Annotated in this window: 6 protein-coding genes; 5 read left to right on the top strand and 1 reads right to left on the bottom strand. The window is 44.0% G+C overall.

Annotation, left to right across the window (positions count from 1 at the left end; all coding sequences use genetic code 11):
* Window positions 1–193: 193 nt before the first annotated feature.
* A complete protein-coding gene (locus tag NH454_RS18110) occupies window positions 194–2,071 on the bottom strand; it encodes a monovalent cation:proton antiporter-2 (CPA2) family protein (RefSeq protein WP_253039853.1) in 1,878 nt (625 codons plus the stop codon).
* A gap of 232 nt (window positions 2,072–2,303) precedes the next feature.
* Here NH454_RS18110 and arfA point away from each other — a divergent pair, with 232 nt between their 5' ends.
* The 5 genes from arfA (at window position 2,304) to NH454_RS18085 (ending at window position 11,557) form a co-directional block, all read left to right on the top strand.
* Window positions 2,304–2,495 carry an alternative ribosome rescue factor ArfA gene (gene arfA / locus NH454_RS18105; protein WP_054563243.1) on the top strand — a complete coding sequence of 64 codons (192 nt, stop codon included), beginning with the start codon at window positions 2,304–2,306 and terminating at the stop codon, window positions 2,493–2,495.
* A 463-nt stretch (window positions 2,496–2,958) separates the two neighbouring features.
* Window positions 2,959–6,123, top strand: a complete 3,165-nt coding sequence (locus NH454_RS18100) for a glycosyl hydrolase family 18 protein (RefSeq protein ID WP_253039851.1) — start codon at window positions 2,959–2,961, stop codon at window positions 6,121–6,123.
* Between the two features lie 52 nt (window positions 6,124–6,175).
* A complete protein-coding gene (locus NH454_RS18095) occupies window positions 6,176–7,783 on the top strand; it encodes a lytic polysaccharide monooxygenase (protein WP_253039849.1) in 1,608 nt (535 codons plus the stop codon).
* A 65-nt stretch (window positions 7,784–7,848) separates the two neighbouring features.
* Window positions 7,849–10,482: a glycosyl hydrolase family 18 protein gene (locus NH454_RS18090; protein ID WP_253039847.1), complete on the top strand. Its 2,634-nt coding sequence runs from the start codon at window positions 7,849–7,851 to the stop codon at window positions 10,480–10,482.
* A gap of 247 nt (window positions 10,483–10,729) precedes the next feature.
* The gene (locus NH454_RS18085; RefSeq protein WP_235382938.1) at window positions 10,730–11,557 is read left to right on the top strand and encodes a MipA/OmpV family protein; all 828 of its coding nucleotides are present in this window, start codon (window positions 10,730–10,732) and stop codon (window positions 11,555–11,557) included.
* Window positions 11,558–11,639 lie beyond the last annotated feature (82 nt).

The raw sequence follows: 11,639 nt of genomic DNA, 5'->3' as shown, positions 1-11,639 counted from the left end.
TTATTTTTTGCTAAATCAATCGCAATAACGTTAAGATTCACCATGTATGGACTCCTTTTGTAAAAGTTTTGTCGCTTATTACGTTACCCCCCTGTGGGAGGGGAGTCCATACATCTCTGTGGTTCAAATTATTTTCACAAAGAGAAGATAAAGAGGAAGTGAAAACACCTCCTCCATAATTGTAATATTTTTGCTATTTCGAACTACTAACAACTCGCTCGCATATCTCGCGCATTTGTTGTTTAATTTTAGGCTCTTTTTCTTCAAACAGCTTATTAATGCAATCGATATAGGCTTGGTTCTCTTCAAACGGTACGCCTATTTCGTAAGCGTCTGCTGCTTCTCTAAGCATCTCTTTATCAAATTCACTGAAGATATCGACCATTTCTTGGGCTTTTTCTCGCTCAATACCAAGCGCTTCAAAAGCAGAACGGCCCATCCGCATAGTGCTGTCGTACGTTTCGCGAATAATATCGCGACAACCGTATGTCCATAATTCATACACATGGTGACGGTCTACAGCGCGGGCAACCACATGTAAATGCGGGTAATTTTGCATAGCATAACGCACGAGTTTAGTTATTTGTTCGGCATCATCAAGTGCTACAACCAGTAATTTTGCATCCTCAATGCCAGCTGCACTGAGTAAATCTGGACGAGTTGCATCACCAAAGAAGTTACGAATACCAACATGTTCAAGTGCTTCAAGTTGTTTATAATTATAATCAATTACGGTGGTGTTATATCCACCTGCTTGCAAAATACGGTCAACAAGGCCACCCATTCTGCCTGAGCCTGCAATGATCACATGGCTATCATCAGGAAACTCTTCTTCATCTCGCTTGGCTTGCTCACAAATAAAGCGAGGCGCTATCACACGTTGATAGAGAATAAATAGCCCCGGCGAAAGCAGCATTGATAAGGTCACAACCAGTAATAACTGGTCGGCAAGGGCTGCTGCCAATACATTGTTAGACACACTGTAAGCAAGTAATACAAAACCAAATTCACCAGCTTGCGCAAGCCCCAGCGCTAGTAACCAAAGTGATGCGCCCCTAAGCCCAAAAATACGGCCTAAAATTAACAACACAGCTGTTTTAGTTACAATCAGTGCCCCAGTTAATAACACAATAGTAGCGAGGTTATCAGCGAGTAATTGAAAATTGATGCTGGCACCAACGGTAATAAAAAATAGACCTAGTAATAGCCCTTTAAAGGGATCGATATTGCTTTCGAGTTCATGTTTATAAGGTGAATTTGCAAGCACAACACCTGCCAAAAAAGTGCCAAGCGCAGGTGATAAGCCAACCAATGACATCATCAAAGCGATACCAATAACAAAGAATAAAGCCGTTGCGGTAAATAGTTCACGAAGCCGTGCTTGTGCGACAAATCTAAAAATGGGTGCGGTTAAGTAGTTACCACCAAAGATCACTAGTGCAATCATACCCAAGGTTACCAGCGCAGCTTGCCAGCCCTCAAGATTTGCCACTAAACTTAAACCAGCATGCGCGTCTTCGCTTGCATGGGCTGTATCTGCAATTGCGGGCGCTAATTCTGGTAAAGCAAGCAATGGAATAAACGCAAGCATAGGAATAACGGCTATGTCTTGAGTGAGTAATACGCTAAATGAGGCTTGGCCACCATCTGACTTTAACAGCCCGCGCTCTGAAAGCGTTTGCAGCACAATCGCGGTAGATGAAAGCGATAATATTAAGCCTATTGTAAGAGCTGTTTGCCAAGCATGGCCAAACGCTAAGCCTATACCTGTAAAAGCGGCAGCAGATAAAATCACTTGCCCACCACCTAGACCAATAAGCTGTTTTCGCATTGACCAAAGTGCTTTGGGTTCAAGCTCTAAACCAACAATAAATAGCATCATTACCACACCAAACTCAGCAAAATGCTGGATGGCAATCACATCAACATTTAAAAATGTCAGTGTTGGCCCAATAACAATACCTGCGAGTAAGTAGCCAAGCACAGAGCCAAGCCCTAATTTACTTGCAATAGGCACGGCAATAATGCCGGCCAGAAGAAAAATGTAGGCGATTAAGAGAAAGTCAGTCATCGTAATCCTGTTTTTTTAATTAACTATGGTTGTTTTTGCTAGTTTTGCCAGCAGTTAGGTAGTGAATGCAATCAAAATGCGAATTTAGTCTATAAAATGACAACAAGGCATGATGTTTAGTAAAAGTGCTTAAGACAAAGTGAGGGGTAAAAAATCATTGTTTTTTCTTAAAAATCGCTTGCGTAGAGTTTGGCTAGGTATATACTCGCAACACATTTAATAGGAGCAAAAAATGAGCAAAAAGAAACAACGCACACAAGGCCAAGTTGATACTGGTCGCGGTGTAATTAACGACAATGTGTACGCCGCAATGGTGACATCTAAGCTGTTTACAGCAAAAGTAGAGAAACCAAAAAAAGGTAAAGGTGCTTATCAACGTAAGGCAAAACATGCAGGACGAGAGTCCTATTTAATCGCTGCTTAATTAAGTTGTGATCAAATAGGATTTTTGTGAAAAGCAAACTCTCAGTGTTTGCTTTTTTTTACCTAAAATTCGCGTTAAGAATAATATTAAGTCAATTTTTTTAGAAATTTTTATCTAAAAACTAATTTATTCGTTATATACCTAAAATAGATACTTCAATTATTTTTGTTTTTCCTCACACAAGCTTTGCTTGTTTTTCATACAATCCAGATGTGCTGCACTTCCTGTGGTTAATTTATTGTTAATTTTATGTTCACTTTTGCCTTGTAGAATCAGTTTGTTTTTTGCTGTTTGATATAAATAATTAATTCTTTTTTAGTGTTTTTCATTAAATTATACATAAAAAATAACTGGTAATTTACCGCTTATGGGTAATTTTGAGCTTGACGTGATAGTGCTTTGTGTTACTTTAAAGTTGGATTTGTAAAATAAATGTTATCAAAACTTTGGGCGGAGGGAGCGAATGAGCTCGCATAAATTAATAAAAAATGCCTTTAAACTGAGTGCGCTGTCGCTAGGTTTATACGGCTTTACAGCACAGGCTGCGATTGATTGCAGCAACTTAGAAGTGTGGCAACAAGGGCAAACTCATGTTGGTGGTGATCAGGTTCAAGCACAAGGTAGCGCTTATGAAGCGAAGTGGTGGACGCAAACCAATCCTGTGGAGACCTCTGGTGTCGATCAAGAGTGGCGTTTATTGGGCGCTTGTGACAGCGTTGTCAGAGAAAATCAAGCACCTCAAATTAGCAGCTTAACACCAGTAGAAGGTTCTTTATTTACTAGTGGTGACAGCGTTGTCATAAATGCGGTCGCTGCGGATCCGGATGGCAGCGTGGCAAGTGTTGAGTTTTTTGTTGATGGTACATCGTTGAGTGTTGTGACAAGTGCACCTTATTCAGCGAGCTGGCAAGCAACGCAAGGCAGCCATGTGATAAGTGCGGTCGCAACGGATGATTTAGGGCTAACCTCTACAGCGGTTGCACATTCAGTGAGTGTATCTGATGACGTAGAGCCGGTTAACCAAGCGCCCGTGGCGAGCATTGAATTTAGCTCACTACCATCACAAGTAACGGTGGGTGACAGTGTGGTGTTTGCGCTTTCTGGCACTGATAGCGATGGCCAAGTAACTGCGTTATCGTTAACTGAAAACAGCACTGAAGTTCATCAAGCCAGTGCTGCTTCTTCAAGTTATACGTGGCAGGCTCCAGCACTTGGACAATTTTCATTTACCTTAACGGTGACCGATAACGAAGGCGCGACGGGTACACAAAGCAAAGTTGTGAATGTTGTTGAAGCAACCGAACCTGGCAGCGATTGTAAACCGCAAGGCTTATACCAAACACCGGGTGTGAATACCCCATACTGTAGCGTGTATGATGAAAATGGCCGTGAGAAAATGGGCGCCGATCATCCACGTCGAGTTATTGGTTATTTTACGAGTTGGCGAAATGGTGCAAATGGTCAGCCAAGCTACTTAGTGAATGATATTCCTTGGGACAAGATCACCCATATCAACTATGCCTTTGCGCATGTTGATGGTAATAATAAGGTCTCGATTGGTGATCCAAATGCAGTTGGCAACCCTGCGACAAACATGACTTGGCCGGGCGTTACAGGCGCTGAAATGGATCCAAGCTTTAGTTACACAGGTCATTTTAACTTACTCAATAAATTTAAAAAACAACACCCAGATGTAAAAACCTTAATCTCTGTAGGTGGTTGGGCTGAAACTGGCGGTTATTTTGGTGAAGACGGTACTCGCGTAAATAGCGGTGGTTTCTACACGATGACAACCAATGCCGATGGCTCCGTGAATCAAGCGGGAATTGATGCCTTTGCGAAAAGTGCCGTTGAATTTATCGAAACCTACGGCTTTGATGGTGTCGATATTGATTACGAATACCCATCGTCAATGAATGACTCAGGCCACCCTGATGATTTTCCTATCTCTAATGCGCGTCGTGCAGGTCTTAATGCCTCGTATCGCGTATTGATGCAAAAACTTCGTGAAGAACTTGATATTGCAGGTGAAAAGGCAGGTAAGCATTACTTGTTAACGATTGCTTCGCCATCTTCAGGTTACTTATTACGTGGCATGGAAACATTCCAAAGCGTGAAGTATCTCGACTACGTTAACATTATGTCTTATGACTTACATGGTGCATGGAATTCACATGTAGGCCACAACGCAGCCTTGTTTGATACTGGCCTTGATTCTGAATTAGCGCAATGGGGTGTTTATACCACCGCTGAGTTTGAAGGTATTGGCTACTTAAATACGGATTGGGCTGTGCGTTACTTCCGCGGCGCGGTTTCTGCGGGTCGAATCAATATTGGTATTCCATATTACACCCGTGGCTTTAAAGATGTGTCGGGTGGTACTAATGGTTTATGGGGCCAAGCAGCGCTACCCGATCAATCAAAATGTGCGAAAGGAACCGGCGTTGGTGAGAAAAACCAATGCGGTAATGGCGCACTTGGCATCGATAACCTATGGCACGATAAGAACGATGTTGGTGAAGAAATGCCAGCTGGTTCAAACCCGCTATGGCATGCGAAAAACCTCGAAAATGGTATTAATCCATCTTACCTTGAAATCTATGGTCTAACGCCAGAAACCGATGCAGACGATGTATTAACAGGTACTTATACACGTTTTTACGATGATGTAGCGGTTGCTCCATGGCTTTGGAATGCAGAGAAAAAGGTTTTCTTATCAATTGAAGATGAGCAATCAATGGCAACCAAAGTTGATTATGTTATCAACAATGGCCTTGGCGGCATCATGTTTTGGGAGCTTGCCGGTGACTATGATTATGACTCAGCGAAAGGTGAGTACTTCATGGGCTCAAGCTTAACCACACTTGCTTACGATAAATTTAACCAAAGTGGTGTGGCTTATAACACTCATCAAGGTAATGTTGATTTTACCATTCCAAGCGAAGCGGTTGACGTAAGCTTTACGGTGAAAGACTTCCCAATTGGTGATGATAACTATCCGATTTCACCTACATTCGCATTCACCAATAACTCAGATATCGACTTAAGCGGCGCGAAAATCAGCTTTGATGTGCCCGTTTCTACCTCTGCAATTTTCAAATCAAATTGGAATGCACAAGAAAAGCTCGGCATGGCTGTTGAAGCGAATGGTTCTAATGCGGCTGGCGATAATATCGGCGGCTTTGAAAATGAGTTTCATCGTTTTTCAATCACCTTAGTGAATGAGTGGGGCGGTATCGAAAAGTCATTTAACACAGGTGAAACCGTTGAGGCACAAGTTATGTACTACATGCCAATTACGGGGCCAACTAATTTCACCATTGAGAAAAATGGCAAAACCTACGCCTTCAAATACGAATACCCAATGCTACCAGACGGCACTGCCGGCAGTGGTGATACTGGCGGTGACACCGGTGGTGATACGGGTGGCGAGGGAAGCTGTAATGGTGTTGATGTAGCAAGCATCCCTGTGTATCCAAATTGGCCGCAAACTGACTGGGCTGGTAATCCAAGCCATGCTGTTGGCGGCGACTTAATGAATCACAACAACGTGATTTACGAAGCAAAGTGGTGGACGAGCACAGAGCCAGGCACATCGGCTGACTGGACGGTGAGTTGCACGCTTTAACCAACTAAGCGGAGCAAGCACTTTGCTCCGCATTTCTACAGCGAGAACAACAATGAAAGTAATGAAATCAAAGGCATTGTCTTTATCGGCAGTGGCAACCAGCATGCTGCTTGCCTGTGCATCAAGCCATGTGAATGCCCACGGATTCTTAGAAAGCCCGAAGGCACGCCAAGCATTTTGTAATGCCGATGGCGGTTACTGGTGGCCTGCTGATGGCACGGGGATCCCTAACCTTGCTTGTCGAGCAGCGTTTGTTGAAGCAGGGCATGTGCAATTTGTTCAAGACATTGAATTTTCAGCTAATACCATTGAATACACAAACCTTGATGCAGTAAAACAAAGTGTACCTGACGGCCGGTTATGTGCAGCAGGCGACCCAGAAAAACGCGGTATGGATTTACCTTCAGCGCATTGGCAACGCAGTGAAGTTATTCCTAATACAAATGGCGATATTTTAGTGCGCTTTTTAGCGAGTACGCCGCATAACCCGAGTTTCTGGCAGTTTTATTTAACAAAACCGGGCTTTGATAGTGCAACTCAAGTGCTTACTTGGGATGACCTAGAGCTTGTTGAAGAGTACGGCAATGTTGATTTTAGTATTGACGCTAACAACGACCGTTACTATGAAATGAGCGTATCGATTCCACAAGGACGCAGTGGCGATGCCATTTTATACACGCGCTGGCAACGAGATGATGCCGGTGGCGAAGGCTTCTACAACTGTAGCGATATTAATATCGTTAGCGATGCGACCCCGACAGAGCCAAGCGATTGGACAGCAATTAGCTACTTTGTTCGTCAAGGGCAAAACGGCGAGGTTGGCGGTAGTGTGTCAGCGCGGTTATTTGATGAAAATGGTCAAGAGTTACTTACTCAACAAATGCAGATCACAACTGATAATCAAGCTAATTGGCAGGCTGAATTTGCAGCGCTGTTAAACCTTAATTACGCGCACTTAGTTAATATTGGCGTGCAAAATAGCGCTGGAGATATTGCCTTTGATGCTACAGATTTATTGATAAATCAAGTCTTTACAACGAATACAAATTACAGCTTTGCACTAAGCGTACAAGCTGCACCTGACAATACCGCGCCGATTATTCATCAACCAGATGACCTTCAAGTCGAAGAAGAGAGCAGCACCGCGATACACCTGCACGCCTTTGATGATCAACAAAGCACATTAACTTATAGCTGGGATATTCCTGCACCACTGAGCTTTACGGGCAGCGATGCCAACATCACGCTAACTGCCCCTGCTGTGGATGCTGATTCAAGCTACACCGTGAGTGTATCGGTGTCAGATGGCGAGCTCACAAGCCAAGTAAGTTTTACCGTGACTGTGCTTAATAGCACTGTAATCGACCCTGATCCTGTTGATCCGAGCGTGCCCGCTTGGAATAGCACAAGCCAATACAACACGGGCGATAAAGTGAGTTTTAACGGCGGCGTTTACAGTGCGAAATGGTGGAACCAAGGCGCACAACCAGACAGTAGTGATGCATGGCAGCTTGAATCTGGCAGTGCATCAATCGAGTGGAACAGCGGCAAAGCCTATCAAGGCGGCGACGAAGTAACCTATCAAGGACAGCGCTATCGAGCGCAGTGGTGGACCCAAGGAGATGTACCGGGTGCCAGCCAAGTATGGACAGAAATCTAAAGTTTTGTAGTTCAAACTTTATCAATAACAGCGTAACGCTATATAAAAACAGATAAGAGAGAATCATGAATATAAAACAATTAACTGCAGCCATTGGTGTTGCACTCTTTGCAAGTGCAGCGAATGCAGCACCTTCAACACCAACCATTATTTGGGAGCCACAAGAATACTCATTTGTTGAGGTTGATCTTGAGGGTACAGGTTCATATAAGAGCTTGGTGAACCGTGTAGATGAAGTCACCATCAGCATTGAATGGAACGCATGGAGTGGGGATGGCGGCGACAGCTACAAAGTGTATTTCGATGATATGCTGGTTAATGAAGGGTCACTTGCAGCAGGCACCAAAAGTGGTGTTATTAGCTTCCCGTATGATAAAGCCGGTCGTCACACATTATATTTAGAACTATGTGAAGGCGGTACTACCTGTGCTCGCAGTGAAGGTAAGCCAATTGTTATTGCCGATACAGATGGCGGTCACTTAGCGCCATTACCGATGGATTATGATCCAAACAACCAAGATATTGGCACCAAAGACGGTCTTGTAACCGGTGCCTACTTTGTTGAGTGGGGTATTTATGGCCGTGACTATGATGTAACCAATATTCCAGCGCAAAACCTCAGTCATATCTTGTATGGATTTATTCCAATTTGTGGACCTAATGACTCGTTAACAGGTGGGCCTAAAAACGCGCTAAATACTGCCTGTGCAGGCTCGCAAGATTTCGAAGTCGTGATCCACGACCCATGGGCTGCGATTCAAAAAGCGCTACCAGGTGTTGATAGTAATGACCCAATTCGTGGTACGTATTCGCAGTTAATGGCGTTAAAGCAGCGTTATCCTGATCTGAAAATTTTACCATCAGTAGGTGGTTGGACTTTATCAGACCCATTTGCCTACTTTACCGATAAAGCCAATCGCGACACGTTTGTGGCATCAATGGAAGAGTTTTTAAGAACGTGGAAGTTCTACGATGGTGTTGATATTGACTGGGAATACCCGGGTGGTCAGGGTGCTAATCCAAACTTAGGCGACCCAGTTGCTGACGGCCCAGCATACGTAGCGCTAATGCAAGAGCTGCGCGCGATGCTTGATAAGCTTGAAGCCGAGACAGGCCGTGAGTATGAGTTAACATCAGCGATTGGTGCAGGTTACGACAAAATTGAAGATGTCGACTACTCACAAGCTCAACAATATATGGATTACATTTTCTTAATGAGCTACGACTATTATGGTGCATGGAGTAATGTAACGGGCCATCAGGCTGCGCTTTATTGTTCATCGCATTTCCGTGTTGGTCAGTGTGATGGCACAGGTGTTGATGAAGAAGGCGTTCCATATAAAGGCCCTGCTTACACAACCGATAACGCAGTGCAAAATCTACTTGCGCAAAACGTACCGTCGAAGAAAATCGTGGTAGGTACTGCTATGTATGGTCGTGGCTGGGAAGGTGTTTATCCAGAAAACGCGACTATCGCTGATAACCCAATGACAGCCCCCGGTAATGGCAAGCTAAAAGGCACTACAGCGCAAGGTGTATGGGAAGACGGTGTTATCGATTATGAAGGCATCAAAACTTACATGTTGGGAGCTGCTGAAAATGGCATCAATGGGTTTGAAACAGGTTATGACGAACAAGCCGAAGCTGCTTATGTATGGAACCGTAGCAACGGTAAATTAATTACATACGATAACCGTCGTTCAGTTTTGGCAAAAGGTGCTTATGTTAATCAATATAACCTAGGTGGCTTATTTGCATGGGAAATTGATGCTGATAATGGTGATATCCTCAACGCAATGCACGAAGCACTTGGCGGCACAGTCACTGAGCCTAGCAATAGAGCGCCCGTGCTATCTGTATCAAGCACCGTATCTGTTAATGCGGGCGAAAGTGTATCTGTTAGTGCATCGGCAACTGATGCGGATAACGATCCGCTAAGCTTTAGCTGGACAGCTGACAGCGCGTTAACAGTAACAGGTGAAAATTCAAATACCCTTGTTATCACAGCGCCATCAGTGATTGCTGATACGCAATACACGGTTGCTGTGAGTGTGAGCGATGGCGAGGCAAGTGTAAGCCGTAACGTTACAGTGAATGTTGTAGCACCAACAACAGGTGAGAACCAAGTACCAGTGGTTGCGGCAATTGCAGATAAAACCATGGCAGAAGAGGCGAGTGTGGCTGTTGCGGTTTCGGCATCTGATGCTGATGGCGATGCGCTTTCATACAGCTGGACAGTGCCAGCAGGCTTAACGTTAGTGGGCTCAGGAGCTGATGTGAGTTTACAAGCGGGCAGCGTTGATGCAGATACTAGTTATGTTGTATCGGTTTCGGTAAGTGATGGTCAAACTGCAACAGCAGTGAGCTTTAATGTCACCGTGACAGATTCTGGCACAACAACTCCGCCAGATGGTGAAACCAGCTGGAGTGATACTGCAATCTATGTAGGTGGTGATAAGGTAACGTACAACGGCGTAGAGTACACAGCTAAGTGGTGGACACAAGGTGACCGCCCTGATTTAGGTGGCCCATGGGAAGCAAGTTCACAACCAACCGATGGGAACGGTGATGTTGTGTGGCAAGCGGCGGGTATCTACAACGGTGGCGACCAAGTCACTTACCAAGGTAATAAATACGAAGCGAAATGGTGGACTCAAGGAGACGAGCCAGGTGTCGCGGATGTATGGAAAGCACTTTAAGTGTAATAACCACATTTAATGCCCATCATTAAAATGTGATTTCCCTTCAAAGCAGCCGCATGGCTGCTTTTTTGTGGGTAGCAGTTAGCGAGATGCGATAAAAGAGCTAATGACGGGGTGTAAATGTGCTGCTACGAGTTTGCTGCCGGATTAGAAGAAAAAAGGCAAAAGTAGTTATGAACCATATCCTAAGCGAATTCGTAAAATTGTTTATGTAACAACCAATTTAATAAACAGAACAAGTACCATGAAAAAATTTATATATTTAGCCGTTTTATTGCTTATACACACTACCTTTAATAACACAGCATTAGCTCAAGAAGATAAGACAGTTTTAGTTCCCCTTCCATCTATTGATGATTTCACCAAAGGTGAAGATGGCTGGGCATTTGGCTTAGGTGTGGGGTTAGAATATGAATCTGCTTACGAAGGATCTGATGAATTTGGACTGGAAGCACAGCCAGCCGGTGCCGTGCAATGGCGCAGTGGTGATAATATTTATTACTTTGCAGGAGAAGCATTTGGCTGGCGAGGATTACTTAATGATCAATGGCTGCTAGATGCTTTGATTGGATTTGAAGAAGGTCGAGAAGAAAGTGATTCTGACGATGGCAGATTAGATGGCCTTGGTAATCAAGAAGAAGGGTATGAAATAGTTTTACAAGCTCGCCGCTCATTTACCCAAGATTGGCGTTATTGGTTAGTTAGTCGTTTCGTTGCCAGTGAAAACGGCAATTTAGCCTTATTTGGTGTTGGACGTCGATTCGGTGAGCAAACGGACGGCACAGGCTCTGAAATCAATCTTGTGTTTGTAGTACACGACAGTGAATACGCCAATAATGGCTTTGGTGTTGATGCTATGCAATCAGCGTCATCAGGCCTAGAAGAAACAAATTTAAGTGGTGGATTGCGCTCGTTTGGTATTGATTATAATTACCGACAAAACCTCAACAGTGATTGGCAAATCTATGGTGAAGCGTTGTTCGAGTATTTTAGTAGTGAAGTCAGAGATAGCCCTATAGCACGCAGTGATTACGAAGCTGAAGTGGGCGTTGGGGTTATTTATACGTTTTAGTTTAACCACTTATTTATTAACTGAACTAGGTAACCAACAGCTTACTTTGGTAAATGCTAAGCCATATTGCCACCCTCTGAGC

The organism is Pseudoalteromonas sp. Ps84H-4, assembly GCF_024124645.1.
Classification (GTDB): Bacteria; Pseudomonadota; Gammaproteobacteria; order Enterobacterales; family Alteromonadaceae; genus Pseudoalteromonas; species Pseudoalteromonas lipolytica_C.
This window is presented reverse-complemented; position numbering and strand designations above follow the sequence as displayed.